The following is a 26,469-nucleotide window of genomic DNA, read 5'->3' as shown; positions in this document are numbered from 1 at the left end:
AAAAACAGAAAAACAGCAGGAAAATCCCTGCTGCTTACTTTGTTTCGCGGTGTAAAGTTGATTTTTTGTCACGTGGGCAATACTTTTTGAATTCAACGCGATCTGGATTGTTACGCTTGTTTTTTGTAGAAATATAGTTACGCTCGCCGCATTCAGTGCAAGCTAAAGTAATATTAACGCGCATTTATTTTTCCCTCCAAACTATATATCATTTCTGTTCAGACTTATCTATAATACCACTTATGATGCAGGAATGCCAGGCGTTTTTTTTAGTTTGTCACGGTTTGTTAAAAAGACGTGTGATACACATGATGCAAAAACGTATTTTTTATATATTCAGGATTATGCAAATCCAATATATAAGCCTCTGCCAATTGTCCGACTTTGAGCAGCTGCTCCTTATCGCGGACAATTTCTGCGAGCGCATATGCAGCCTTATACGGATCATTAAAATCAACCTGAAAACCGGTCACCCGATCGATGACGAAATCGTTCCATCCCCCGTTGTTTCCGACGGCGACGGCAGCGCCGGCAGCCATGCTTTCTTGAGCAGCAATGCCGAACGGCTCATAAAAGCTTGGAAAAACAGCCATTTCACAAAATTCCAGCCAGCTCTCTCTTTCTTCTTCACAAAGGAAAGGAAGAATTGTCACACTTTCCTTAATGCCCAATTCTCTTGCCTTGGTCTCGATCCCGCTTTGAAGCGGTCCTTCCCCGGCAATGACAAGTTCAAGGTCAGGTAGCCGTTTGTGTAGCTGTTGAAAGACGTTCAGCAATTCGATAAACCCTTTTTCCGGAACAAACCTTCCGTAGGAAAAAAAGTACGGCGCGCTTTTCATTCGTTTTTTCACCGTGCGGCTTTTTATGCACGGATAGGGAATGACCCGGACTTGCTCGAAGGGAAGCGAAAACGCCTTTTGCATGTCTGACTTCATCATACTGCTCAGCACGAGGATTTGATCGCTTTTTTCAGCCAGAAGCCGTTCGAGGATTGCCCTGTATGGGTGGACATTTCCGCCTGCTGCCTTTTTTCGGTCGCTTTCAAGGCCGTGTACCGTGGAAATCAGCGGCACCGCCAACACCTCGCTGAGATAAACGGCGGCAGGCGCGGTGACATCATCGTTTGCATGGATGAAATCAAATTTTCCTTTATGCTCCAGCACGGTTTTAATCATTTGAAAATTCATGGCGGCTACCGCCTCTTCAAAAGAAGCGAACGCTTTTAAATCAAGCGGAATCTCCAACGTTTCCCATGTATGGCTGTTGTGCCCGGCAGCCGTCGTGCAGACGGTAAAGCTGACTTCGTTCCGCAATAGTTCAAGGTGACTTCTCACATAGCGCCCCGCTCCGCTTTTCAATGAAAGGGGATTTTCCAGTGACAGCAGCAATACGTTGATCAACGAGGACGCTCCTTTTCTTCTATTAAAGAATAACTCGTATATGCGGAAAATTGAGTCGGCCAATCCTGCTGATTGTCTTGATAGAGAAAACAACTGTTTGAATGGATTCCGTTTTCCCCAAGATAGAAGCAATCGGATGTCAGAACGGCTAGTGACATGTTGAGCGAATTGTATATTCGGTATTCCGCTTTGTAGAACACGTTTCCTGCAGCGGGAAAAACCGAAGCTTCCCCTTTAAATGCACCGGTATGGATCGTCCGTACGCTGCGCTCCCCGTTTTTTACGCAAGAGAGAAGAATTTGCTTTTCGACGTCTCTTATATTTTCAAACAGCACCGCTTCAGCTGCCGAAAGCGCAGCATCTGAGATTTCCCAGCTCACCCGAACAGTTTCATGATCCGGCGAAGTTATTTTTAAAATATCGTTACAAAACGAAGACTCGCTTCGAATACTATGTTGAAAAGGTTTTTTCGAGATGATTGTCCTTTTCACCGTGCGCCCTCCCGTTAAGCCCTGTTATGTATCTATCCTATTGGAAATGGCCCCGCAGGCGCAACGAAAATAAAATTCTTCGACAAAATTTTTATTTTTTGCATTAACTCCTTTTGAAGCAAGCGTTTTTATGGTATAAAAAAGAAGGAGAAAATTAGAATTGAAGGTGATGAACGTGGAAATTGCTATCATTGCGCTGCTCGTTGTCAGCATTGCGCTGATTGCATTCTCATATTTTCAAAGAGAACCGATCAAGGAAGTTGAACAGGAGTTGGAAACCCTTCAGCTGTCCGCCATGCAGGAAATCTATAAACTGAAAAAGAAGATGACCGTGCTTGAGGAAGAGCTCCTCGATTCAAATGTGGTCGTCCGCAGACCGAATGCCGGTATCAGCCAGCATATTGCGAAGCAGATTCTTTCAAAATATCAAAACGGCATGTCTGTAGATGCCATCGCAAAAGCTGAGCATGTATCTGTCGAAGATGTCAAAGCGATCATTAAAGACAATGAGAGGGTGCTTGTATGACCAGACAAAGTGTACAAGCATTTGCCGGAGGAATGATTTTGGCTACCGCCGTTCTTGCAGGCGCATTTTATTTGACGGATAACGGAAAAGCTGAGGCTTCTAAGGATGCTCAAAACATCAGCGAAGCCGATGTCAAAACATATTTAAAGGACAATCAGCAGGTTTCGCTGAAACGCGATGAATACCAGCAACTGCTCCACTATAAAGAGACCGCTCTGAAACAGGATGATGCGTCTCAAAACAAAAAAGAAAAAGAGCAGGATGATGCGAAAAAAGGTTCCAAGTACAAACTTGAAATCAAAAGCGGCATGAGCACGGCTGAGATAGCAGACCTCCTTGCAAAAGGAAAAGTGATTTCTTCAGCCGATGACTTCAAAGATTATGTGAAAAAGACCGGAAACGAATCTAAAATCCGCGCAGGTAAATACGAACTGAAGCGCGGTGACAGCTTGAAAAACATTGTCAAAACACTGTCCAAATAAAAAAGCAGGCTGCTTCGTACGGGACTGCCCCCTGTTTTTGAGACAGGGATAAAAACACCTTTATACAGCCAATTGCCGATAGTTTACCGGTGATTGGTTGTTTAATTTTGTTTGAATACGAATATTGTTATAATAATCAATGTATTCTTTGACAGTGCGTTCTACGATGGCAGTCGTAGTTCGATCAATGCTGTTAAGATAGAACGTTTCAGACTTTAGCGAGGAATGAAACGTTCCGATAAGAGGCATTATCAGCGGGCGTCCCTTTGCCGGACATGCTCATGGTAATGCCTTTTATATTAATAGCTTTCTGATAATCGTAAGTTGTATACACTAAAACCTTGGTCGTACAGTAAGTAAGGACTCATATGTAATTTTTTATAAAGCGGAAGCAGTGCGGGTACAGTTAATAAAATGGTTGTAGCTCCTGCACCGTCTAAGTGTGAGATCATCCCAATTGCAGCTGTACCCATGGTAACGGTGGCAACATTCCCCTTTGTCAGCTTGTTTTAATGCTTTGATTAGAGGTTCGAAGAATCCTGTGTCTTGTAAACTGCCAAAAAATAAAATGGCGAAGATAAACATGGTCGCCACTGGCAGTACTTTGATAATCCCTTCTTCAAAAAAGGTTTAAATATCATTGATGCCAAATCCAGCAATGAGCGCCCCTATCAAAGGCCCATGGCAACAATCGGACTTGCTTTTCTCAAAATCAGCAATACGACAATCGTTAAAATAATCAGCAAACCAATAAGCGTTAACATAAGCCCTCCCCCTACAATAAACCGTTTACATACCTATACAATGATAAAAAAGGATGGAGAACCCATTCGTAGTGCGGGGTGGAACATGTCAAAAAATAATTCGAATTATTAATTTAAACGATATAAAAAAAACATCCATTAAGGACGTTTTTTGATTGAGAATTAAGCACTTAATTTAACCAAAAGAAAGTAACTGTAATTAAAAGCATTAAATATATGGCCGAAAACATTCTATAAATACCTTTTTTGGTTTGGAAAGGTGGGGATATAAAAGTTACTAAAATGGTCGGGCCAAACAAAGCAATCAAAAAGTACCTATAATCAAAAAAGAAAGTACAGATTGATAGTAGTATTGAAAAATAAAATACTATTATAAATGAAGTATTAACTTTACTTTTCGTTTCTTTTTGTTCTTCTTCTGTATGATCATCCAGTAATTTATCTATCTGCTTTTTATTAAAGAACATAAGAGCCTCCTAATGTTAATTTGTTAAGTAAATAAGGCGTTATTAATGCTTCTGTAACAGCAGCAAGTAATGTCAATAAAAATAGTATAATAACAAAGTACAAAAAATCTAGTAAAAACTGTTTTTTTGAAAAATTAATACCCCTTATCTTCATATATACGTAATCTAACAATTTGAAACCAAGTGCTCCCGACAAAATCATTGCGGGAATCTCAAAAATACCGTGAGGAATCAAAGCAGTTAATATAAATAAGACATCGTTTCCATGGTCGGTGATACTATGTAAAGAAGATAGACCGACTAAGAAGCCATTCAATATTAATAAGATAGATGTCAAAATTCCAAATGTAAACATTGAAAAAATGAGAAATAAATTTGCTGCAAAATTATGTGTAAAATAACCCAATACTGTGATATTTTGAACATTATCTTGACTAAGACTAGGTAGAATATTGTTAAAAATCACACCAAGAACTAAACCCACTACGTAAAAGGAGCTTGCTATATAGAGTATACGCTTATTTCTTTTTAATAATTCCTTCATTTTAGTATCGTATCCATATCCCTTATAATCAAATCTTCAAAATCCTTTATGTCTGTAAGGTGATTATATTCTTTAACTAAAGTACCATTAATCAGTATTCCAACCTTATCACATAGTTGTTGTGCTATGTTTACAAGGTGTGTAGACATGATGACAGTGTTTCCCTGTTCAGCATAACGTTTGAGAAAACTTTTCATCATCTTTGTAGTTGGAGGATCAAATGCACCTAATGGTTCATCTAATATTAATATTTCTGGTTCATGAAGTATGGCTCCTGCAACAGATAACTTATGTTTCATACCAAAAGAAAATGTAGATATCATGTCATTTTCATTATCTTTTAAGTTAAATTGACTTAACAAAAGATCTATTCTATCATTTTTAATCTCATAAGGGACATCTTGTAAATCAGCAACAAACTCAAGGTACTCTCTAGGTGTTAAATAATGATAGATAAAAGGTGCGTCTGGAACGTATCCTATATATTTAAGGTAAGAGGATCTTTCAGATTCCAAGGTTTCTCCTTTGATAGTGATTTTACCTTCATAAGGTTTCACTATACCAAGGATACATTTTAAAAGAGTTGATTTACCAGCTCCATTTGGTCCAAGCAAGCCGTACACTTGGCCTTTCTCTATCTTTAAATTAATAGATTTAAGGATCAGTTTATCTTTATATTTGAAAGACACATTTTCAATGTTCATGTTTTCATCTCCCAATTTTTCGTTCCTATTCGTTTAATCCAAAAATAATAAAAGAATCCAATACCTATAACAAATAAAATGGTACCTGTCACAATGATTAAAAAGAATATTCCCCTATTTATAATATCAAATGTAACGAGAACGCCTGTGATACCATACAACTGAAGGTAAAATGCCAGTAACACTCCAAGAATAGTATGTTCAAAAAACGATGCTTTAACAGATGAACCAATGTCTTCAAAGTTCTCCCAATCCAAACGAGGATAGAGAAATGTTCCAATAATTTGCCCAGCACCTATGATAAGACTGATGGAGTTAATCATGATGAACAATATAAATTGCGTCATAAAATCTAAGTTAAATAACAATAAGATAAATAGATATAACGTATTCATTAAAATAAGAATCACAGATAAGTGCAATAAAGATTTTCCTGCGATCAATTTAAAAATAGAAGCACCCGAACTCTTATAAACATAAAGGTTCTCACGCTCTGCATCTGCTGAAGTTACGCCAAGCAATCCCTCTCCTAATAAAGATGTGTTATAAGTCACAGCAAATAAAATTGGGTAGATAACAAAGATATCTGAGAAATCAAACCACATTTGATTTAAACTAAGACCTACCAATACACCTAGTTCTATTGCAATCATATTAATGGAAAGTACCAGTCGCTTTTTTATTGTAAAATTAGCTCTTAATAATGCAGTAAGGTCTTTCTTTAGAATAGCAATATTTTGCCGTGGTAAAGCCTTTTGTAAGAAACTTAAAAAAGGCAATTTGATTGGTTTTAATTTTGGCAAAAGATTATTAGGTACTGCTTCTTTTATAATCAATACTTTCAAAATTAAATGAAAGGTAATAAAGACGAAAAGGCAACCTAAAGCAATATAACCTATAGAACATATAAAAAATAAATGTATATCACTTGTTGAAAGTAAAAACCAATTTGTAGGTAGCCAATTGGTGGTTAATATCGTATCTAATTTGAATAGATATATGAAATTCCCAATAGCTTCAAGGAGATCATTTTGATAAAAATAATTAAGTCCAATCCAACCAAGAAAAGTAGTTGAAATGGCAGATAAACAGGCAATTCCTATAAGGGATAACAAGCTTTTTAATCGTGAATTTAAAATGTTATGTAGAAATTTAGAATAAACGATGTATGAAAGCGATGAATAAAGACTTGTCAGTCCAACAATAAACATTAGCAATGTTGGAAATGATAACAAAAGATATATACGGTTATGTGTAGAAAAATTTATAAAAAAGAGTATAGGGAATAACACTACTGTTAATTTAAACAGGATGTTTAGAAAAATTGTTGTGAAGAACCTTGATAATAAAATTTTTTTGGGATCCGTTTTTAAAGTATGGAGAAGAAGAAAATCTTCAGGATATACATATCGATGTATGATATCAGTCGATGATTTTAATATATTCAAAACAAAAAAGAGAATGATAAAGTTTGTACCTAGAGTTAGAATATGCTCTGGAACTCCAGTTAAAAGAATCTGTGAGGCTTTATATAGAATAAATAAATACACCAAGAAAAAGGGCGCAAAGACAAATAGAATTTTATTTGATTTAAGTAAATTTTCGCTTGATGGAAAAAAATAAATCAAGCGATTTAAAGTTCGTCTATAGGTTAGTTTAAAGTTTGCAATGAGAACCCTTTTGTTGAGCATGTGTATATTCCTCCTAGAACGAAAATAAGGAGGAGTATAATTATACTCCTCAACCTCTTCCATTTGATCATTTTACCATTCAGCAGCATATTTTTTGCCGTATTTTTTAGCTAGCTTTTTCGCTGTAGCTACCATTGCAGCTGTAATTAGACCCGTTCCGCCCAAAACAACAGCCAATAGGCTGAGAATCGTTAATACATCGCCTGTTGTCATAATAACACCGATTGCTACATAGGCTGTTTTTTTACTAATTCCTAGGTTTGTTGCAAGGTCTAAAGCAAACTGATGACCTGAACTAAAGTCAATAGAAGCTAAACCTGCAATACCTTCTGAAGAGCCCATAAGGAAAGTAGCAATGGCAAAGAGAGAAACTACACCTGTAATACTTGCAATTTTAAAAAGATTGCTATTTTTCATCTTGAAATTTCACCTCCTTTCAGTTTATAAAAATAAACTGGTTGAAAAAAGAGAAATAATACCTAAAGACATTGTAATGCTAATGATTATGATTGTTTTTTTATAAGAAATTTGATGTATTACTTTTAAGGCAATACACCCTAGAATGGTAGACCACCAAAAGAAAGGATCGATAATAATATTCAAGATAATATCTAGCGGCTGTTGAGAATTTGGGTAAATAACTGAAAAGGCGAAATCACTACCTAAAAAGAAAGAAAAAATAATGAGTATTGTAAATTTGATGCCTATGGGTATGATTGAATAAATAAAACTAGGGAAAAATTCTTTGGCTGTAGCGGTCCCGCCAATTAATATCCCAATAATATGTATAATAAAAAAGCTTACAAGAACCATCGAGGTAAATTGAATAATACCTAATACTAATGTAATAATCATAATGAGTGTATTCATATCAGTTGTATAATCAATTCCATTGTCTTGAAATGAATGATTAATCAAGGTAGAGAGTGTTGGGAAGATAGCTAAATAAAAGCCTAAGAACAGAAACAATACAGCTAGGAAGACAAACCAAGAATGACGATAATTCTTATCGCTAGAATACTTGATTGAAAGAAAGTCCTTAGGAGAAAATATGAAATGATGTATGAGAGTAATAAAGTTGTGTTTGTTATCCATAAATGCTCCTTATATAAACAAAAGTATTTTTTGTTAATTCTATTAAATAATGTATCACCTTTTACAATGTTTGGTCAATATGGAATTTTATTTATAAGGTAAATTTAAGGTTAAATTGTTTCGTAAAAATCGAAAAGAATGCCTCTGGGACTAACCCCCTTTTTTAAAACTTCATTTTGTTGTTTCAGCTAACGACTTTCTGCCTGCAGTCTCTCTAATTCAGAGGAATACTCGGAATCCTTTCCATAAGTATATTGTTTTCCAACAGGCTGTTCGAATCGGTGTTTATCCGCAGCCTTATATCACCTGACCCATGTCTGAACCCGCTCCTTATTCTTGATATTCAATTTCTGCATGATCTCTTTCATAGGAACGCCTGCCAATCTCATTTCTACAGCCTTTCGTTTGACTTCAACCGGAACTCACTCTTGTCCCCATAGAAAAAACACCTCCATGTCTTATTTCGGATAACAACTATCCGTTCAAACTTGAAGGTGTTTTTTATTTGTCTCATCTTATGGGGTCAGTCCCCTTCGTACCGGCCTGCTTTTTTTATTGCCTTGCCGCCGGTGCAAAAGAAGGCTGCCGCTTTAAAACGGCAGCCTCTTGCTCATCCGAACCGGCCTGTAATATAATCTTTTGTCCGATAATCGTCAGGACTTGAAAACATTTTGACCGTATCATTGCACTCAATAAGCTCGCCCATGAGGAAAAATGCCGTTTGATCGGAAATTCTCGATGCCTGCTGCATATTGTGCGTGACGATTGCAATCGTATATTTCTCTTTCAGCTTGAGCATCAGCTCTTCGATTTTCAAAGTTGAAACGGGATCAAGAGCGGATGTCGGTTCATCCATCAAGAGAACGTCCGGATTGGTGGCCAGCGCCCTTGCGATGCAGAGGCGCTGCTGCTGCCCCCCGGAAAGTCCGAGCGCCTGGGAATGAAGGCGGTCTTTCACTTCATCCCACAGCGCCACATCCACAAGCGCTTTTTCCACTCTCTCATTCAGTTCTTTTTTGTTTTTCAATCCATGGATCCTTGGTCCGTATGCGACATTATCAAAAATCGACTGGGGAAACGGATTTCCTTTTTGAAACACCATGCCGACTTTTTTCCGCAACTCAACAAGGTCGACTTTGCTGTTGAGTACGTTCGTTCCGTTGTAGCTGATCTCTCCGGTCATTTTGACATTCGGAACCATATTGATCATGAGATTCAGCGTTTTAATGAAGGTCGACTTTCCGCAGCCTGACGGACCGATGATGGCGGTAATTTCGTACTCGGGTATTGTTAAGTTAATGTTCTTTAATGCGTGATGTTCGCCGTACCATAAATTCAAGTCGTTGATCTGGTATACATCTTTTGGCTTTACAGCTGTTACAGCGCTCATACCGGCCCCTCCTTATCCAAACCTGCCGTTGATATAATCCTCTGTCTTTTTTTCTGAAGGATTCATAAAAATCTTTTCCGTACGATCGTATTCGACTAAATCTCCGTTAAGGAAAAATGCCGTTTGATCGGAAATTCTTGAAGCTTGCTGCATGTTATGCGTGACAATGATGATCGAGTATTCCTCTTTTAAACCGACGATTAATTCCTCTATTTTCGCGTTTGAAATCGGGTCGAGCGCTGACGCAGGCTCATCCAAGAGCAGGACTTCAGGCTTCATCGCGAGCGTCCGGGCGATGCAGAGACGCTGCTGCTGCCCGCCTGACAGCGAAAGAGCCGACTCATGCAGCCTGTCTTTCACTTCATCCCACAGCGCGGCTTTTGTCAAGCTTTCTTCCACGATCTCATCAAGCACGGATTTCCGCCGTTCGCCCGCATACTTTAACGCGTGGGTAATGTTGCTGTAAATCGATTTTGGAAAGGGATTCGGCTTCTGAAATACCATTCCGATTTCCCTTCTCAGATTAACGACATTGATATTGGAATCAAGGATATTAAGCCCTTCATATCGTATTTCACCGGATGTTCTGGCTGATGGAATCAGATCGTTCATCCGGTTGATGCTTCTTAAAAAAGTCGATTTTCCGCAGCCTGACGGACCGATCAAAGCCGTAACGGCATGTTTGTCAACATGCATGGAAATGTCGTTGACGGCCCGCTTTTCTCCATAGTAAATATTTAAATTTTTCACTTCTAAAATATGTTCTTTCGCTTCAGGGAGCGGAGCGATTCCGATATTGTCGCGCACGGTTTCCAAAACCGGCATCTGGACCTGAGCCATATGATTTCATCCTTCCTTCTTATTTGTTTGCCGTTAACTTTTTATGAATAAAAGAGCCGAGCCATCGGGCTGCCAAATTAAAGATCAAGACGGACAGAACGAGAACGGCGGCTGCGCCGTTTGCGATTGCTTCAGCATCGGGGATGATCCCCTGCGTGTTTACATTCCAAATATGAACGGCCAGCGTTTCAGCCGGTCTGAAAATATTGAGCGGCGATGTTTCAGAAAACGGATTCCAATCGGCAAAATTCAGTCTCGGCGTGGTTAGTCCGGCTGTAAACAGCAAAGCGGCAGCTTCGCCAAATACACGGCCCGACGCAAGAATCGCGCCTGTGATGATGGACGGGACCGCACCAGGGATCAATACCGTTTTAATCGTATGCCATTTGGACACGCCTAAAGCAAGGGAAGCTTCTTTTTGCTCCTTAGGTACGGAGCGGATCGCATCCTCTGTCACCCTAACCATGACGGGAAGGTTGAAAATCGTCAAAGCAAGCGCTCCGCCGATAATGCTGTACCCCCATCCGGTCAGATTAACAAACATCAACATGCCGAACATCCCCATGACGATCGAAGGAAGGGATGACAAAACTTCAATACAGACACGGATAAAATCGGTCAATTTGTTGGCGGGCGCATATTCTGCCATATAAATTCCCCCGCCGACTCCAAGGGGAACCGTGATCAGCATTGTCAGCACGAGAATATAAAACGAGTTGAACAGCTGATCGCGAATTCCGCCGCCGCTTGAAAGCGCACTGGAACGCGAAGTTAAAAAGCTGAGGCTGATATGTGAAACACCATTGATGATGATATAAGCGAACAAACCGACAAGAATAGCGGTGATTACCGCGGCAATCAATCCAAAAACACCGGTTGCTAAACGATCTGTGACTTTGCTGTTCATTACAGTTTCCTCCTGGATGACAGATAGCGGATGAGCAGGATGAACAAGAACGACATGATCAGAAGGACAAGCCCCATTGACCAAAGCGTATTGTTTTCCACGCTCCCGTATGTTGTATGACCCATGTTTAACGTAATGATCGTTGTCAATGTGCCTGCAGGGTCTAAAAGGCTCTCAAACAGATTTCGGGAATTTCCGATGACCATCTGCACGGCCAGCGCTTCGCCGAACGCCCTCGCCATTCCTAAGACGACGGCTGTCAGAAGCGAAGGCAGCGCTGCCGGTATCAGCACTTTGCGGATCGTCTGCCAGCGGGTTGCGCCTAATGCGTATGATCCTTCGCGCAGATTTTTCGGCAGCGACATGAGCGCATCCGTTGAAATAGAAGTGACCGTCGGCAAAATCATGACAGCCAGGACGATCGTTCCCGCCAGAAGGCTGTGACCCGACCCGCTTGACTTAAACTGTGAAATGAACGGCACTAACACTGTAAGGCCTATGAATCCATAAACGACGGAAGGAATGCCAACAAGCAATTCGACAACCGGCTGCAGTACTTTTCTACCCCATGATGGTGCGATTTCCGTCATGAAAATCGCACCTCCTATTCCAAGCGGTGCAGCAATCAAAGATGCAAGAAGGGTCACTGCAAAAGATCCGAGTATAAACGGAAGGGCTCCGTATTCAGGGTTTTCGTTCGTTGGATTCCAATCTAGACTGGTTAAGAACTCAATTGGACTTACACCATTGGCCAGAAAAGATTGCAACCCCTTATTTCCGAGAAAAATTGTGATTGAAATCGCCGCCGCCATCATGATAAACGCGCACGACGCAACCAAAATCCTCCCGCGGATTTCATCCATTTTGCGATTATGCTTGGAGCTGATCAGCCGCTCTTTCGCGGACAGTTTCTCTATTTTTTGAACCATTTTTTACACTCCTATAAGAACAAGTCATAAGAGGGAAAGTGTCAGGAGCACACTTTCCCGCCTTCTATTGTCATTATTTATCAGTTTGCTTTCCATCCGCGTCGCGTTTTACTTCCATGTCTGTTACCGGAATGTAGCCCTGCTCCGTCACGATGGATTTTTGAATATCATCGCTCATCAAATAGTCGAGGAATTCTTTCGCCAAGCCTTCAGGTTCGCCTTTCGTATAAGAATGCTGGTAAGCCCAAATTGGGAATTTGCCTTTTTGTACATTTTCGGCTGTCGGCTTCACACCGTCGATTGAAAGCGGAGTGACAGTGTCATCCTTGATATACGAAAACGCAAGATATCCGATTGCTCCAGGCGTTTCAGCGATTAACTTTTTCACGGTGTTTGAAGAATCTTCCGTGATTCCTTCAGCTGGAGTTTCTCCGTCAAGTGCATATTTGACAAAAGTCGCGCGGGTTCCTGAAGAATCAGGACGGTTGACAAGGGTGATCTTTTGATCTTTCCCGCCTAGTTCCTTCCAGTTTTTGATTTTGCCTGTGAATACCTTTTTGAGATCCTCTAACGAAATGTCATCGATGCCTACTTCAGGGTTGATGGCAGCTGCCATTCCGACAACCGCAACTTGATGATCGGTAAGTTCTTTGGCAGGAATGCCTTCTTTTTCTTCGGCAAAGACATCGGAGTTTCCGATTTGGACTGTGCCTTCAGACACTTGGGAAAGGCCTGTACCAGAACCTCCAGCCTGAACTTGAATATCGGCATCAGGATTTTCATCCATGAATTTTTCAGCCGCTGCTAAGACAAGAGGCTGCATCGCCGAAGAACCCGAAATCGTCAAAGAACCTGAAGCCTTATTCTCTGTTTTATCGCTTTGTTTGCCTTCGTCTGCATTGTTGTTTGTACTGCTGCTTCCGCAAGCTGCTGCGAAGACAACTAAAACGGACATGATGAACATCAGTGTGATTTTTTTAAATGGTTTCACTTCTTAATCCTCCCGCGTAAATGTGTAATTTGTCCTACGGGTATAGCGTAACTTTTCAGTATTAATCTTGTTTAAATGAATTATTAAGGTTTTGTAAAATAAGCTTGAACTTTGTATAGATTGCGCACGAAAGGAACGGGCGCACAAAAAAACACCTGCATGGTTCAATGCAGGTGTTTTAATGAAAAAGTCCTATTCTGTAGCTTCTTTTTCGATTTTGTCTTTATTTTTTTCGGCAGTATTTTCTTTCGATTGTTTTGATTTCAGTTCAAAATACTTATCAAGCACTTTTCGGCCGATTTCGTTTGTCATCGAATATCTCTGACCATAGTCATTATAAACCCAAGGAACGACGACGGAAATTGCGACTTCCGGATTATCGTAAGGTGCGTACGCAACAAGCGTTGTATTGTATGTCGATGTTCCCGTTTTCGATTTGTCCGGTCCGTCATAGAAAGACTGGGCCGTTCCTGTTTTTCCGGCTGGTTTATATGAAGCAGAAGCAAATTGCCCCGCTGCCGTACCTTTTGTCATTACGCGTCTGAATCCGTTTTGGACTTCTTTAATATATTGATCGCTCATGTCTAATTTGTTCAATACTTCAGGCTGCACGGACTGTGTAACGGCCCCGATTCCTTTTTTCGAATCAGGCTCCCTGATCTCTTTCACGAGCTGCGGCTTCATGCGGTACCCGCCATTGGCAATCGTTGACACGTACTGAGCCAGCTGCAGCGGTGTGTATGTGTCATACTGTCCGATGGAAAAGTCAAGCAAGAAACCAGGCAGTCTTTGAGATCCTTTGTAGCCTGAAGCTTCATTTGGCAGATCGATTCCGGTTTTGACGCCGAGGCCGAACTGACTGAAATAATACCTGAATGTGTCAAATGCTTTTGTTTGAAGGTTGAGAGGCTGATGCGCCTTATACTGGCCTTTACCAAGGGCGATCGCGGTTTTAAACATGAACACGTTTGAAGATTGTTCAAGCGCTCCCTGGATACCCAGTGTTCCCAAGCCTAATCTCCATGACTTTTTCGCATTCGGCGAGTCACCGATCCAAAGCGGTTCATCACGAAAAGTCGTATTTAAATTAATGGCTCCTGTCTGCAGACCTGTTAAAACAGTGGCCCCTTTGACAGCCGAGCCCATCGCATAAGAAGACGTCATCGCGCCGAGCGCATAGTCGTCAACCTTTAATTTGCCGCTTTCGTTTTTAAGCTGCTTGCCGGCAATCGATAACACTTCCCCGTTTCGCGGATCCATCATGACGACGAATGCGCGGTCGAGAAGCGGAGCGCTATGCTGGGCTTTGGCAGACTTCAGTTCATCCTCGATAATTTTTTCAATCTCTTTTTGCATATCAACATCGATCGTTAAGACTAAATCTTTTCCGCTTTTCCCCTCGGAAATGACTTCCTTATCGACGATATCCCCTGATTTGTTGGTAATATTTTTTACTTTCTCTTTCTGTCCCTGAAGCACATTTTCATATTCGGCTTCGAGGTAGCTTTTTCCGACCCGGTCATTCCGGTTGTAGCCGAGCGACAAATAATGATCAAGCAGACTTTTCGGAAGCCCTTCATTTGAATCGGATATGCTGCCGATCATCGTTCTGAGCAGACCGTTATAAGGATAATCCCGCTTCCAATCTGACGTCACGTCGACTCCCGGGAGCTCGTCCAGGTGTTCGCTGACAACCGCCATTTCTTTTGCCGTTACGTCTTTGTTTTTAATATACTGCGGAGACAGCGCGTATCCAGAATCCATCTGGCGCTTGATTGCCAAGACTTTCAAATCTTGATCTGTCAATTCATTCAGTTTATCTTCCGTGATCCTGTCAAGCTGCAGCTGGTATAAATCGTCTTCTTTCAGCTTGCCGTCCTTTACTTTTTTCCGGTCCTGATCGGTGATGAGCTTCTCAGCTTTTTTCGGCCGCGTTAAAATCCAGTAGTCCTTTTTATCGCGCTCCGTTATTTTATCTGTATCAATTTTGATCATTTCTGCAAGTTTTTTTGCTATTTTGAGCCTGTCTTCCTGAGAGGTCGATGATGTCCTTGTGTATGTAATGGCATTCATCGGTTTATTTTTCACGATCGTATTCAAGTTCCGGTCATATATTTTCCCCCGCGGAACGCTTGTCGAGACATCGACTTCTTCCTGCTTCTGCACTTCGTTCGTATAGTCTTCGCCAAAGACGATCTGCACCATACCGAGGCGCACGACGACGATGGTGAAAATAATAAAAGCGAGAAGGAACAATATGTTCAATCTGATGGGGAGCGATTTGCGTTTTTCAGTTTTCATTTTTTTGTTCATCATTAACATCACCTTTTTGAAATAAAGAAAAGACACCTTATGAAAAGGTGCCAAATATATTGTAAAGTTTTTTTCGGCATTTTTCTACTATTTTCCCTTGGGGCTTACCTTTTTCCTTCTAAATAATTGGGTTCAGCTGTTTGTTTATGCGCATCTTTTCCGACCGTTTCGCGGGCTGGCTCTGTCAGACGGATATCTTTAACGAAATAGTAAATCAGCGTATGGCCTGCCCCCAGCAAAACGAGGGAAGCCGGAATGCCCAAGTCTTCCTTCAGCAGCGACACGAGCAGTAAAAAAACCAAAATCGAGACAATCCGTCCGATGTTTAAAAAAACTTCTCTAACGACGATGTATTCGATCCGCGCTTTCCTGGCATACCTTGCTTTCCCGATCACGTCATATGTGAGCGATGAATACGGTACGAGCAAAATCGGATAGCCGATCGCAATCGCAACAGCATACAGCAGTAGCGTCACGTACGTCATATGAAACAAAATCAGAAAGAGAGCGCCGAACAGGACGAGACCGCCCAATAAAATCGCTTTTTTGCGCGCTCCTTTTTTAATAAGCCGCGTTGCGAAATAGTATGCAAAAAAAGAAACAGCTGAATTAATCAAGCCGAACTTCCCCAATGCCAACTCGCTCTTTGTCGTGATAAAGACAAAGACATTGATTAAAAAAACGAAAATCCCTTCTCTCAGCCCCTGAAAAAAATGAGCATTTGTAATGCTGCGCCAATTCGGGTCTGAATTTCGTTCCGCCCAGATTTTTTTCAAAATGTAGCGGCCGCGCGATTCACGCCTCTTTAAAAAAAAGCTCGTGATGACAGCCACTGAAAATAAAGCCAAGGACAGGCTGAAAATCACCGTGTACCCCGTGTTGTCAGCAAGCCTTGAAATGACATAGCCGGCGACAATCGGACCGATCATTCCCGCGCCGGAATTTAAAATGCCGAGGAACCCGTTAAAAAAATCTCTCGTGTCCGGCTCAGTAATTTCAAATGTCAGGACATTAAACGCAAGCCAATAAAATCCGTAGCCAATTCCGAGCACACTGCCGAGCAGCACCAGCCGTGATCCTGCATTCTCCCCCGCCAGCAGCACAGTTAAATAAAATACAGCTAAAAACGAAACACCAAACCTGAGGATAAACACCCTGTCGATTTTTTTGGCAAGGCGGCCGGCAAACATAAAGATGATAGGCTGCATCACGACGATCGACAAATTGTAAATGGCCAAATCAACAAACTGTCCGGACTGCTTCCACAGATATACATTCACAAACGTATTGGAAAGGGCAATGCTAAGAGAATAAAGGCCGCCGACTGCAAGCAGCAGCAGGAGGTCCCTGTTTACTTCAACATCGCCTATTATGTTTTTGATTCTGCTCATAACTGACTCCCCTTTACTGATCACCATTAGTCTGTCTCATCAAAAGTCAGTTATGTACTTCAGAGCAAAAGAAACGAAAAACAAACAGACGCTCCGCTTCGCGAACAACATAAAAAGGCCCGCTTCTCGCGGGCCTCTTTTCTCAAGCTGGATTATTTTGCTTCGCTGTAAAGGCGTGCAACTTCATCCCAGTTAACGACGTTCCAGAATGCTTTAATGTAATCTGGACGGCGGTTTTGGTAATTCAGGTAGTATGCGTGCTCCCATACGTCAAGACCTAAGATAGGGGTCTTGCCTTCTGAAAGAGGAGAATCTTGGTTTGGCGTGCTTGTGATTTCAAGCTCGCCGTTATTGACAACAAGCCATGCCCAGCCGGAGCCAAAACGGCCAGCTGCTGCAGCGGCAAAGTCTTCTTTGAATTGATCAAAGCTGCCGAATTTGCTGTTGATGGCTTCTGCCAATTCACCAGTTGGAGCGCCTCCTCCGTTTGGAGAAAGAAGTGTCCAGAACAATGAGTGGTTGGCATGTCCTCCGCCATTGTTGCGGACAGCTGCACGAATGTTTTCCGGTACAGCATCAAGGTTTGCAACAAGCTCTTCAACAGATTTGCTTTCAAGATCTTGTTTGCCTGCCACCGCTTCGTTTAATTTTGTAACATATGTGTTATGGTGCTTCGTATGGTGAATATTCATCGTCTCTTTGTCGATGTGAGGTTCTAACGCATCGTAAGCATAAGGTAATTCTGGAAGTTTGTAAGCCATTATCAATTCCTCCTTAATATTGTATGTATTGAAATGCCGCCTTTAGCAAGCCTTTCCTCTTTCAATGTATCAAAAGAAAAGGCTTGTTTCAATGGAAATGCTCACAAAATGATCACAAGTGCATTTCAAGCGCTCACTAAACTTTATCCTTTTCCCCTTGTTTTTAAACATCCAGGGGAAAATTTTAGAGCACGGTATATAAAAAGTAGCCGATCATGATTAACTGGATCACGCTTTTAGCTAAAACCCCGGAAATAAAACCGATCAGCGAACCGATTCCAATTTTAGCGGCAGTTTTGATGTCCTTCTGATGGACAATCATCTCACCTGCCAAGGCCCCGATAAACGGCCCCAAAATGATGCCTGCCACCGGTATCACAAACGGTCCGATCAAAAGGCCGATCGTACTGCCCCATATCGCCGCCCTGCTGCCGCCGAAGCGCTTAATACCGAGGAGATTTGTAATATAGTCAGCGGCAAACAATACGGCTGTAAAAATGCCTTCAATGATCCAGAATAGGTAGGAGTAATGCCCGAATGTAAATAAAAACCCGTATAGAACAAATCCGGCTACAATGAAAACAACGCTCGGAATAATGGGATAGACAAGGCCGATGAAAGCAATGACGAACATCGCCGCAATGATGATCCAATATAAAACGTCCATCCGAATCCCCTCCAATCGATTGTGATGCTTCATATTATACCCATTTTTCTGAAAGGAAACTTCCGCAGCCCCTGTTGATTGATAAGTTTTCTTGTATTCGTTCTTTTGTGACGATACAATAATGCAGATACATTATAGAAATAGGAAGTGAAGACGAATGAATTTATTTCAGCGATTTTTTAAAAGTACATATTCCCCTCACGCTATTGGCAAAATGCGTTTCCAAGGCATAGGGAAAACGATTTTATACGTATTTTTGCTCAGCATCATCGCCGCTCTCCCGAACCTTTACCATATCAGCAACGGAGTGGTGAATACGATGAACAGCTTTCAGTCAGCTGTGAAAGAATTCCCCGCTTTCTCCATAAAAGACGGCTCACTGCAAACAGATGCAAAGAAAGCGATTGAATCACAGTCATTCGGATTTGTCATCGTTTTTGATCCGAGCGGCTCTTATGAAACAAAACAGATCGAAGACAAACGGAATTCCGTCGGCATCCTGAAAGATAAGTTCGTCATCGCCATTGACGGCCAAGTTCAGGAAATGCCGTACACAATGCTTCCCGAGGACATGTCTAAGGATGATATCCTTTCTTTAGTTGATCAAAATAAAGCGGTGATTGTTCCCGTCCTGTGCGTGCTGCTGTTTTTGGCGACCGCAGCTGGAAAATTCATTGATGTCTCGGTTCTTGCCGTCATCGGGCTGATCATTCGCAACGGGCAGAAGAAAATGCTCTCCTATAAGCAGCTTTGGGTGATGTCTGCATACTCCATCACGCTCGCAACCGTGTTTTTTGCAATTATGGACGCGCTGGAGGCGGTGGTTCCAAGTCAGTTCCTCCTGAACTGGTTTGTGAACTTTATCATGCTGTTTCTCGCCATTAAAGAAACGCCGGCTTCTAAAGCAGCAAGGTAAAGCGGACAGGGGCAAATTTGTTGTCATGTTGAAAGAGGGACAAGCGTAACATAATAAAAAATGCACGAAATGGGGACAAATCAGATGAAACGTGTAATTGTGCTGTTTTCGATTTTGCTCGCCCTGTTCATAGTTTATTATGATTTGAAATCAGGCACCATCCCTCAAAACGCCTTGCCGGCTTCAACCATGGCAGCAGAAGCTTCGGCAGCAAGCCTGCAATATAAGACCGTTACGGTAAAACCCGGACAGACGGTATTTTCAATCATCGGGAACAGCACCGTTCCGGCCGACAAAATAGCCGAAGATTTTGAAGCGCTGAACCCGAATGTTAAGGCGAGCCGCATTCAAGCAGGAGTCACTTACAAGTTTCCCGTTTATGCTGATTAAGCGTTAATTTCTTGTCAGTTTCATGAACGGGCTGTTACAATAAGACTTGTAAACGATTTGGTATAAGAAAAGGAGCAACCGTCTCCGAATTATACTTAAGGAGCGAATTCAAGTGAGTGAAATCACACATCGTACAAAAACGCGTCCCGTTAAAGTGGGACCTTTAACAATAGGCGGCAATAACGAAGTCGTCATTCAAAGCATGACAACAACGAAAACGCATGACGTTGAAGCAACCGTCGCCGAAATCAACAGACTCGCAGAAGCGGGATGTCAAATCGTCCGCGTCGCCTGTCCTGATGAACGGGCTGCAGACGCCATTCCAGAGATCAAAAAGCGGATATCCATCCCTCTTGTCGTGGATATTCATTTTAACTATAAACTGGCTTTAAAAGCGATCGAAGGCGGAGCCGATAAAATCCGCATCAATCCGGGAAACATCGGCCGCCGCGAAAAGGTTGAAGCGGTTGTCAACGCAGCGAAGGAAAAGGGCATTCCGATCCGGATCGGCGTCAATGCAGGCTCTCTGGAAAAACGAATCCTTGAGAAATACGGCTATCCGACAGCAGACGGCATGGTCGAAAGTGCACTGCACCACATTAAAATTCTCGAGGATCTCGATTTCCACGATATCATCGTCAGCATGAAGGCGTCTGATGTAAATCTGGCGATTGAAGCGTATGAAAAAGCGGCTAAAGCATTCGATTATCCGCTTCATTTAGGCATCACCGAATCGGGAACACTGTTTGCAGGTACAGTGAAAAGCGCCGCCGGTCTCGGCGCGATCCTTTCAAAAGGGATCGGCAATACATTGCGAATTTCTTTAAGCGCGGACCCGGTCGAAGAAGTAAAAGTCGCCAGGGAGCTCCTGAAATCTTTCGGGCTCGCTTCCAATGCGGCAACATTGATTTCCTGCCCGACTTGCGGACGGATCGAAATCGATTTGATCAGCATTGCCAATGAAGTCGAAGAATACATCGCTAAAATCAAGGCGCCAATCAAAGTTGCCGTACTCGGCTGTGCGGTCAACGGTCCCGGAGAAGCGCGCGAAGCCGATATCGGGATTGCCGGTGCACGCGGTGAAGGCCTCCTGTTCCGCAAAGGCGAAATCGTCCGGAAAGTGCCTGAGGAAACGATGGTCGAGGAATTGAAAAAAGAAATCGACAAGCTCGCTGAAGAGCATTATGCCAAACAAGCGGCAGAAAAAGAAAAATTAAACACATGATAAAAAAAGCTTGACGGATATCCGTCAAGCTTTTTCCGTTAGAAAAACGGGGTGATGAATATGCCAAGCACCAAGGAAACTGCACCGATACCCATTGCCCATGCTCCTAAGCCAGCTGCTCCTTGTCTTCTGGCTATATAACCGACAATGATCCCTGCAATTCCTAACAGCACTGGAAGCATAAACAAGGAAATAATCGAAAGCGCAAGCGCAATATACCCGGTTACACGTCCGCCGGCAGCATCGGCATCGTTACGCGCTTCTCCGTTGTCCCCGTTATCCGTACGATAGGTCGGGGCAACTTCTGCTGCTGTTTCTTCTAAAAATTCATCATTATCTAAAGTTGCATCGACTAGGTCAGCATCATAACCGGCTCGGTCACGATCGCGAACATTTTGGTCTTTTTCCATTCGATATCCCCCCTCTTTAATCCATAAAGGAGCATTTATAGTTTAAGCATTTTAGCCCGATTCATGTTTGCTAAACTTTACTGTAAATGTTAAAAGATTATGATACACTGGAGGAATGGATGATAAGGAGTGTGGACATGTTACATTTAGGAATCGATATTGATGGAACGATCACTGCCCAGGATACTTTTGTTCCCTATTTGAACGAGTCGTTCAGCCTCTCCATTACATTGGAAGATATTAAGGAATATGACTTAACAAAACTGCTGAATATATCTCAAGAAGATTTTTGGAATTGGATGAACGAAAACGAGCCCCGCATCTATCAGGAAGCATTGCTGGCTCAATATGCCAAACAGACGCTGGATGAGCTGAAAAAGCAGCATAAGCTGATATACATTACAGCAAGAAGACACCATCTGGAGGATATCACCTTTGATTGGTTCGAGAAACGCGGCATTCATTATGACCATATAGAACTTGTCGGCGGTCACGATAAACTGGAAGCCGTCCACAGGCATGAGATCGATGTTTTCTTTGAGGACCACCACGGGAATGCGACCATGATTGCAAAAGAAGCAGACATTCCGGTTCTGTTGTTTAATACGCCGTACAATCAGCTTCCAACCGATTCAAACATCGTCAGAGTCAACAGCTGGCTTGAAGCCGCCGAATGGCTGAAAAAGAACGAGAAAACGATTAAAGCCGCAAAAAGTATGTAAGATAAAGTCTCTTACATGCTTTTTACATTAAAAAAGGCATATGGCTTTAAAACGCCATATGCCTCTTTTCTTACTGCGCTTCCGCACTTTTTTCTTCACATCGCGGGCAGGTCCCGTAAATTTCAAACTTATGGCCGCTGATCTGATAGCCGTCAAGATCGTCTGTCAGCTTTTCCATCGGACATAGCTCGATTTCCTTCGTTTTGCCGCACACCATGCAAATAAAATGGTGGTGGTGGTGAGCAGCAGAACATTTAAAGCGGAACAGCTTTTCACCGGAAAGCTCGGTCGTTTCCAAAATGCCAAGTTCTTCAAACAGCGACAAATTTCTGTAGATTGTATCAAAGCTTAACCCCGGATAATCATCATTTAAAGCGGAAAGGACATTTTTCGCCGTTAAATATTTATCAGAATCACTAAACAGCTGAAGCATATCCTCCCGTTTGCTTGTATATTTATATCCTTTTTCCTTCAGTAAATCAAGCGCTTCCTGTACGTTCACGGCGAATCCTCCTTTTGACTTTATTATAACTGATACACAGTATCAGGATAAAGATCGACAGCAGCACGATCGTTCCCCCCGGTGCCAGATCGAGATGATAGGCAAGCACCAGGCCGACGATGACGGAAAGTTCACCGAATAGAACCGATAAGAAAATCGCCTGCTTAAACCCTTTGGCAATGCGCATGCTCGCAGCGACAGGGAGCGTCATCAGCGCTGAAACGAGAAGCGTACCGACGATTCTCATTGAGGCGGCGATAACAAGCGCAACGATCAAAATAAAAATAAAATGAATCCACTTTGCAGAAATCCCCGAAGCTTTAGCATGCTCTTCATCAAACGACAGAAGAAACAGCTCTTTAAAAAGGGAAAACACCACGATCAGAACGGCTGCGGAAATTCCGACGATCACCAGCATGTCTTCCCTCGAAACAGCGCTGACGCTGCCGAATAAATAGCTGAACAGATCCGTATTGAATCCGTCCGCAAGCGAAATGAAAATAACGGAAATGCCGATTCCCCCCGACATGATAATCGGGATCGCCAGCTCCTGGTAATGTTTGTAAACCGTTCTCAGCCTCTCGATGATTAAAGAGCCGGCAACGGAAAACGCCATTCCGAAATAGATCGGGCTGACTCCGGCGAGCACTGCAAACTGTTTGCCTGCATACAGGCTCGCCGCTATGCCGGCTAAAGAGACGTGGCTGAGCGCATCTGCGATCAGCGACAGGCGCCTGACAACGATGAATACGCCGAGCAAGGGCGCGATGAGGCCGATTAATATTCCTGAAATAAAAGCGTTTTGCAAAAACTCATAATGAAAAAAAGGTGTCAGCATTATTCGTGTCCTCCATGATGATGGTGATTGTGGCTGATGGCTTGAACATCATGCCCGTAAAATTGAGACAAGTCTTGATCTGTCATGGACTCAAACTCTTCTGTATTGCCGTGAAAATGAAGATGCTTATTCATGCAGGCAACGTGTGTGACTTTATCGGAAACCGTGCCGACATCATGGGTGACAAGAATGAGCGTAATGCCTTTTTCACGATTCAATTTCTCCAGCAGCTTGTAAAACCCTTCAACTGTTTTTTGATCAACTCCAACCGTCGGCTCATCAAGAATGAGCAGCTTCGGTTCGCTCACAAGCGCTCTCGCGATGAAAGTTCTCTGCTGCTGTCCTCCCGAAAGCTCGCCGATGTTTCTGTCTTTCAGGGATGTGATGCCGACGGCTTCAATCGCATCATCCACCTTCTGCTTATCGGCTTTGGACATGCGTCTGAATAAGCCAAGCTTTGCGGTTAAACCGCTTGCCACCACTTCATAAACGGAAGCGGGAAAACCGGTGTTAAAGCTGTTTGCTTTTTGGGATACGAAGCCGATTTTGCTCCAGTCCTTAAATTTTCTGAGAGGGACGCCGAACAATTTAAGTTCGCCTGTCTGCGGCTTAATCAGCCCCAGGATGCATTTCAGCAATGTCGTCTTTCCCGATCCGTTTGGACCGACCAAGCCGAGAAAAGTCCCTTCTTCAATTTTCAAATTGATATCTTCTATCACATTTCGATGATCATAGGAATATGATACATGCTTCATTTCAATAATAGGTTGTTTCAATACGTTCACCTTCAAATTCTCCAGAATCATTACGATTTATCGCACAAAAAGAAAATGGCAGCCGAAAAGCAGCAAGCCATTTTCACGATTGACCAGTTCATCTTTAAATTATACATATAAACTAAAAAAAAGTAAATAAAAGCCTAATGGATGGCGTTTTTGAACTTTCCTCCACGCGTTTCGTGCGTGTCCATAATCGTTATAAAAGCATTGTGGTCAATATCGAAAACAATCGATTTCAGCTTCGTCACTTCAAGCCTGGTCACAACGGCATAAATCACTTCTGTGTCCTCATCGGAATAGCCGCCTTTCCCTTTGAGCTTGGTCGTTCCCCGGCCGAGGCGATGCAGCAGCGCATCGGAAATCTCCTCATATTGATCTGAAACGATGATGACCGCCTTCGTCTCATCAAGCCCTTGAATGACGGCATCAATCGTCTTCATCGCAATATAATACGTCATAACCGAAAACATCGCCTGCTCAAGGCCGAACACAAAGCTCGCCCATGCAAAAATAAAGACGTTGACGAACATGACAAATTCGCCGACTGAAAACGGCAGCTTTTTCGTAAGCAAAATGCCGAGTATCTCAGTTCCATCCATAGAACCGCCGTTACGAATAACAAGCCCTACGCCGAATCCGAGCAGAAGACCGCCGAATACGGCTGCCAGGATGGGCTGAGTCGTAACCCCTTCTACATGATGCAACAGTGTTTCAATAATTGACAAGCTGATGATTCCGATCAGTGTTGAAATTAAAAACGTCTTTCCGATGTGCTTGTAGCCTGAAAACATAAACGGAATGTTGAGAACGACGACGAGAAGTGCGAAGTTGATATACGGAGTATCTTTAAAAATGTAGTCCAATATTAGCGAAATGCCGATAATGCCCCCGTCAATAATGTTGTTCGGCACTAAAAATAATTCGATGCTGGCGGCTGCGCAGGCAGCTCCGACGAGAATCATGACGATCCGAAATGCCATTTTGACCGCTGATTCTTTTTTATGCTGTTTTTTGGTCTTTGCCATGCTGTCTCTCCTTTTCCCAAACTGGTCAAACCTTCCCTTATCATAATCATATCATTTAACAGACTGAAATAAAAAAATGACACATTTTTAATTTTACGCCATACATTAGTTCAGAGGGGAGGAATGGACGTGATTTTATTTCAAAAAATCGTGCTGCAGCGTTTAAATCAGGTCACGGCTGACGAGGTGCTAAAGTACGCTAAACAATACGGAATTCAAGTAACAAAAACACAGGCGCTTGAAGTGGAAAAGCTTGTGAAAGGAAAAAACATCAATATTTTTAATGAAGAAGAACGAAATAAACTGCTCAAGCAGGTGGAAGCGGTCACTTCAAAAGAAGCGGTGCAGCTTTTGAACCAGCTGTTTGCTCAATACGTATCATAAAAAGGGGAGCTTATATGCCCCCCTTTTTATTGCTGCTTGATTTTTTCCAGCAGCCCTTCATCAAACTGTTTATTTTTGAGCATTTCAATTTCAAACCGGTAAGGCGGCTTTTTGTTCTTTTTATCTTCTCCTACATAAGGCGTTTCAAGGATTTTTGGAACATCTTTCAGCTGATCGTGGTGAACGATGTATTGAAGCGCATCAAAACCGATTTCTCCGAATCCGATGTTTTCGTGGCGGTCCTTTCTCGCGCCTCTGACATTCTTGCTGTCATTAATATGAAGCACTTTTAAACGGTCGATTCCGACGATTTTATCGAATTCGTTTAAGACGCCGTCAAAGTCAGATACTACATCGTAACCCGCGTCATGGGTATGGCATGTATCGAAGCAGACGGATAAATGCTCGTTGTGCGTAACGCCGTCGATGATCTGTGCCAGCTCCTCAAACGTCCGCCCGCATTCTGAACCTTTGCCGGCCATCGTTTCCAAAGCGATCTGCACATTTTGATTCGGGTCGATGACCTCGTTCAATCCTTCGATGATTTTTTGAATGCCCGTTTCTGCGCCTGCTCCTACATGAGCTCCCGGGTGAAGAACGATTTGTCTGGCGCCGATCGCCGACGTCCTTTCAATTTCAGAACGCAAGAATTCGACACCGAGCTCAAATGTAGCCGGATTTGTTGTATTGGCGATATTAATAATATACGGGGCATGAACGACGATATCAGAGATGCCGTTCTCTTCCATGTGAGCCCTTCCCGCTTCAATATTCAAATCCTCGATTTTTTTCCTGCGCGTGTTCTGCGGCGCTCCCGTATAGATCATAAATGTATTGGCGCCGTAGGAGCTTGCCTCCTGACTGGCCGCAAGCAGCATATGTTTTCCGCTCATTGAGACATGTGAACCGATTTTCAACAAAACTG

At 42.5% G+C, this 26,469-nt stretch carries 31 protein-coding genes and 2 pseudogenes; 7 read left to right on the top strand and 26 right to left on the bottom strand.

Features of this window, described 5'->3' with window-relative positions:
* Positions 1-34: 34 nt before the first annotated feature.
* The 3 genes from rpmG to H2R00_RS02100 form a co-directional block, all read right to left on the bottom strand.
* Positions 35-184, bottom strand: a complete 150-nt coding sequence (rpmG, locus tag H2R00_RS02110) for a 50S ribosomal protein L33 (RefSeq protein WP_003183500.1) — start codon at positions 182-184, stop codon at positions 35-37.
* Between the two features lie 103 nt (positions 185-287).
* The gene (locus H2R00_RS02105; protein ID WP_182070376.1) at positions 288-1,400 is read right to left on the bottom strand and encodes a glycosyltransferase family 4 protein; all 1,113 of its coding nucleotides are present in this window, start codon (positions 1,398-1,400) and stop codon (positions 288-290) included.
* Positions 1,397-1,891, bottom strand: a complete 495-nt coding sequence (locus H2R00_RS02100) for a hypothetical protein (protein ID WP_182070375.1) — start codon at positions 1,889-1,891, stop codon at positions 1,397-1,399. Before H2R00_RS02100 ends, H2R00_RS02105 begins: the two co-directional genes overlap by 4 nt.
* 175 nt (positions 1,892-2,066) lie before the next feature.
* On the opposite strand from H2R00_RS02100, the gene H2R00_RS02095 reads away from it, so the two are divergent.
* A complete protein-coding gene (locus H2R00_RS02095; protein WP_011198121.1) occupies positions 2,067-2,417 on the top strand; it encodes a hypothetical protein in 351 nt (116 codons plus the stop codon).
* Complete coding sequence (locus H2R00_RS02090; protein WP_154997116.1) at positions 2,414-2,899, top strand: endolytic transglycosylase MltG; 486 nt, start codon at positions 2,414-2,416, stop codon at positions 2,897-2,899. Before H2R00_RS02095 ends, H2R00_RS02090 begins: the two co-directional genes overlap by 4 nt.
* Positions 2,900-2,959: 60 nt before the next feature.
* Here H2R00_RS02090 and H2R00_RS02085 read toward each other — a convergent pair.
* The 17 genes and pseudogenes from H2R00_RS02085 to H2R00_RS02005 all read right to left on the bottom strand — a co-directional run.
* Positions 2,960-3,233: pseudogene (locus tag H2R00_RS02085) on the bottom strand (IS3 family transposase); the annotation flags it as partial.
* 600 nt (positions 3,234-3,833) lie between these two features.
* Positions 3,834-4,130: a methyltransferase gene (locus H2R00_RS02080; protein WP_182070374.1), complete on the bottom strand. Its 297-nt coding sequence runs from the start codon at positions 4,128-4,130 to the stop codon at positions 3,834-3,836.
* Complete coding sequence (locus tag H2R00_RS02075; protein ID WP_182070373.1) at positions 4,120-4,674, bottom strand: stage II sporulation protein M; 555 nt, start codon at positions 4,672-4,674, stop codon at positions 4,120-4,122. Before H2R00_RS02075 ends, H2R00_RS02080 begins: the two co-directional genes overlap by 11 nt.
* Positions 4,671-5,378: an ABC transporter ATP-binding protein gene (locus H2R00_RS02070; RefSeq protein ID WP_182070372.1), complete on the bottom strand. Its 708-nt coding sequence runs from the start codon at positions 5,376-5,378 to the stop codon at positions 4,671-4,673. The genes H2R00_RS02075 and H2R00_RS02070 overlap by 4 nt, the downstream gene beginning before the upstream one ends.
* Positions 5,375-7,069 (bottom strand): hypothetical protein, encoded by a 1,695-nt coding sequence (locus H2R00_RS02065; RefSeq protein WP_182070371.1) that lies wholly within the window; start codon positions 7,067-7,069, stop codon positions 5,375-5,377. Before H2R00_RS02065 ends, H2R00_RS02070 begins: the two co-directional genes overlap by 4 nt.
* 72 nt (positions 7,070-7,141) lie before the next feature.
* A complete protein-coding gene (locus H2R00_RS02060) occupies positions 7,142-7,486 on the bottom strand; it encodes an uberolysin/carnocyclin family circular bacteriocin (RefSeq protein ID WP_020452200.1) in 345 nt (114 codons plus the stop codon).
* Positions 7,487-7,510: 24 nt separating this feature from the next.
* On the bottom strand, positions 7,511-8,164 hold the full coding sequence (locus tag H2R00_RS02055) for a YIP1 family protein (protein WP_154997106.1): 654 nt from the start codon (positions 8,162-8,164) through the stop codon (positions 7,511-7,513).
* A gap of 191 nt (positions 8,165-8,355) precedes the next feature.
* Positions 8,356-8,602 (bottom strand): annotated as a pseudogene (locus tag H2R00_RS02050) (helix-turn-helix domain-containing protein); the annotation flags it as partial.
* A 172-nt stretch (positions 8,603-8,774) separates the two neighbouring features.
* Positions 8,775-9,554: a phosphate ABC transporter ATP-binding protein PstB gene (gene pstB / locus H2R00_RS02045; RefSeq protein ID WP_023855209.1), complete on the bottom strand. Its 780-nt coding sequence runs from the start codon at positions 9,552-9,554 to the stop codon at positions 8,775-8,777.
* Positions 9,555-9,566: 12 nt separating this feature from the next.
* A complete protein-coding gene (gene pstB, locus H2R00_RS02040) occupies positions 9,567-10,379 on the bottom strand; it encodes a phosphate ABC transporter ATP-binding protein PstB (RefSeq protein WP_244958311.1) in 813 nt (270 codons plus the stop codon).
* 34 nt (positions 10,380-10,413) lie between these two features.
* On the bottom strand, positions 10,414-11,301 hold the full coding sequence (gene pstA, locus H2R00_RS02035) for a phosphate ABC transporter permease PstA (RefSeq protein ID WP_182070370.1): 888 nt from the start codon (positions 11,299-11,301) through the stop codon (positions 10,414-10,416).
* Positions 11,301-12,230 carry a phosphate ABC transporter permease subunit PstC gene (gene pstC, locus H2R00_RS02030; protein WP_003183532.1) on the bottom strand — a complete coding sequence of 310 codons (930 nt, stop codon included), beginning with the start codon at positions 12,228-12,230 and terminating at the stop codon, positions 11,301-11,303. The genes pstA and pstC overlap by 1 nt, the downstream gene beginning before the upstream one ends.
* Positions 12,231-12,303: 73 nt before the next feature.
* The gene (locus H2R00_RS02025; protein WP_043928726.1) at positions 12,304-13,194 is read right to left on the bottom strand and encodes a phosphate ABC transporter substrate-binding protein; all 891 of its coding nucleotides are present in this window, start codon (positions 13,192-13,194) and stop codon (positions 12,304-12,306) included.
* Positions 13,195-13,413: 219 nt separating this feature from the next.
* Positions 13,414-15,537, bottom strand: coding sequence for a peptidoglycan D,D-transpeptidase FtsI family protein (locus H2R00_RS02020; protein WP_182070369.1), 2,124 nt, complete (start codon positions 15,535-15,537; stop codon positions 13,414-13,416).
* Positions 15,538-15,638: 101 nt separating this feature from the next.
* Complete coding sequence (locus H2R00_RS02015; protein ID WP_182070368.1) at positions 15,639-16,925, bottom strand: MFS transporter; 1,287 nt, start codon at positions 16,923-16,925, stop codon at positions 15,639-15,641.
* Positions 16,926-17,077: 152 nt separating this feature from the next.
* On the bottom strand, positions 17,078-17,686 hold the full coding sequence (gene sodA, locus H2R00_RS02010; RefSeq protein WP_176274927.1) for a superoxide dismutase SodA: 609 nt from the start codon (positions 17,684-17,686) through the stop codon (positions 17,078-17,080).
* A 184-nt stretch (positions 17,687-17,870) separates the two neighbouring features.
* Positions 17,871-18,353 carry a DUF456 domain-containing protein gene (locus H2R00_RS02005; protein WP_154997095.1) on the bottom strand — a complete coding sequence of 161 codons (483 nt, stop codon included), beginning with the start codon at positions 18,351-18,353 and terminating at the stop codon, positions 17,871-17,873.
* Positions 18,354-18,510: 157 nt separating this feature from the next.
* On the opposite strand from H2R00_RS02005, the gene H2R00_RS02000 reads away from it, so the two are divergent.
* The 3 genes from H2R00_RS02000 to ispG all read left to right on the top strand — a co-directional run bounded on the left by H2R00_RS02000 (position 18,511) and on the right by ispG (position 20,884).
* The gene (locus H2R00_RS02000; protein WP_154997093.1) at positions 18,511-19,269 is read left to right on the top strand and encodes a DUF1189 domain-containing protein; all 759 of its coding nucleotides are present in this window, start codon (positions 18,511-18,513) and stop codon (positions 19,267-19,269) included.
* An 84-nt stretch (positions 19,270-19,353) separates the two neighbouring features.
* The gene (locus H2R00_RS01995) at positions 19,354-19,659 is read left to right on the top strand and encodes a protein YqfZ (protein WP_244958270.1); all 306 of its coding nucleotides are present in this window, start codon (positions 19,354-19,356) and stop codon (positions 19,657-19,659) included.
* A gap of 106 nt (positions 19,660-19,765) precedes the next feature.
* Positions 19,766-20,884: a flavodoxin-dependent (E)-4-hydroxy-3-methylbut-2-enyl-diphosphate synthase gene (gene ispG, locus H2R00_RS01990; protein WP_094777424.1), complete on the top strand. Its 1,119-nt coding sequence runs from the start codon at positions 19,766-19,768 to the stop codon at positions 20,882-20,884.
* Between the two features lie 38 nt (positions 20,885-20,922).
* Here the strand turns inward: ispG and H2R00_RS01985 are convergent, their stop codons facing one another.
* The gene (locus tag H2R00_RS01985; protein ID WP_154997089.1) at positions 20,923-21,294 is read right to left on the bottom strand and encodes a cell division protein CrgA; all 372 of its coding nucleotides are present in this window, start codon (positions 21,292-21,294) and stop codon (positions 20,923-20,925) included.
* A gap of 137 nt (positions 21,295-21,431) precedes the next feature.
* Here H2R00_RS01985 and H2R00_RS01980 point away from each other — a divergent pair, with 137 nt between their 5' ends.
* Entirely contained in the window at positions 21,432-22,016 is a 585-nt protein-coding gene (locus tag H2R00_RS01980) for a hypothetical protein (protein WP_154997087.1), read from the top strand.
* Between the two features lie 70 nt (positions 22,017-22,086).
* On the opposite strand, the gene zur is transcribed toward H2R00_RS01980, so the two are convergent.
* The 4 genes from zur to H2R00_RS01960 all read right to left on the bottom strand — a co-directional run bounded on the left by zur (position 22,087) and on the right by H2R00_RS01960 (position 25,160).
* Positions 22,087-22,518, bottom strand: coding sequence for a zinc uptake transcriptional repressor Zur (gene zur / locus H2R00_RS01975; protein ID WP_154997085.1), 432 nt, complete (start codon positions 22,516-22,518; stop codon positions 22,087-22,089).
* Positions 22,496-23,356 carry a metal ABC transporter permease gene (locus H2R00_RS01970; RefSeq protein WP_154997083.1) on the bottom strand — a complete coding sequence of 287 codons (861 nt, stop codon included), beginning with the start codon at positions 23,354-23,356 and terminating at the stop codon, positions 22,496-22,498. The genes zur and H2R00_RS01970 overlap by 23 nt, the downstream gene beginning before the upstream one ends.
* A complete protein-coding gene (locus H2R00_RS21590; protein WP_476693210.1) occupies positions 23,356-24,111 on the bottom strand; it encodes a metal ABC transporter ATP-binding protein in 756 nt (251 codons plus the stop codon). The genes H2R00_RS01970 and H2R00_RS21590 overlap by 1 nt, the downstream gene beginning before the upstream one ends.
* Before the next feature lie 164 nt (positions 24,112-24,275).
* Complete coding sequence (locus tag H2R00_RS01960; protein WP_154997079.1) at positions 24,276-25,160, bottom strand: YitT family protein; 885 nt, start codon at positions 25,158-25,160, stop codon at positions 24,276-24,278.
* A 129-nt stretch (positions 25,161-25,289) separates the two neighbouring features.
* Between H2R00_RS01960 and H2R00_RS01955 the strand changes: the two genes are divergently transcribed.
* Positions 25,290-25,544 carry a DUF2624 domain-containing protein gene (locus H2R00_RS01955; protein ID WP_244958269.1) on the top strand — a complete coding sequence of 85 codons (255 nt, stop codon included), beginning with the start codon at positions 25,290-25,292 and terminating at the stop codon, positions 25,542-25,544.
* Positions 25,545-25,570: 26 nt separating this feature from the next.
* Here the strand turns inward: H2R00_RS01955 and H2R00_RS01950 are convergent, their stop codons facing one another.
* Positions 25,571-26,464, bottom strand: coding sequence for a deoxyribonuclease IV (locus H2R00_RS01950; protein WP_154997075.1), 894 nt, complete (start codon positions 26,462-26,464; stop codon positions 25,571-25,573).
* Positions 26,465-26,469: the final 5 nt, after the last annotated feature.

It is taken from the genome of Bacillus haynesii, from assembly GCF_014042035.1.
Classification (GTDB): Bacteria; Bacillota; Bacilli; order Bacillales; family Bacillaceae; genus Bacillus; species Bacillus haynesii.
This window is presented reverse-complemented; position numbering and strand designations above follow the sequence as displayed.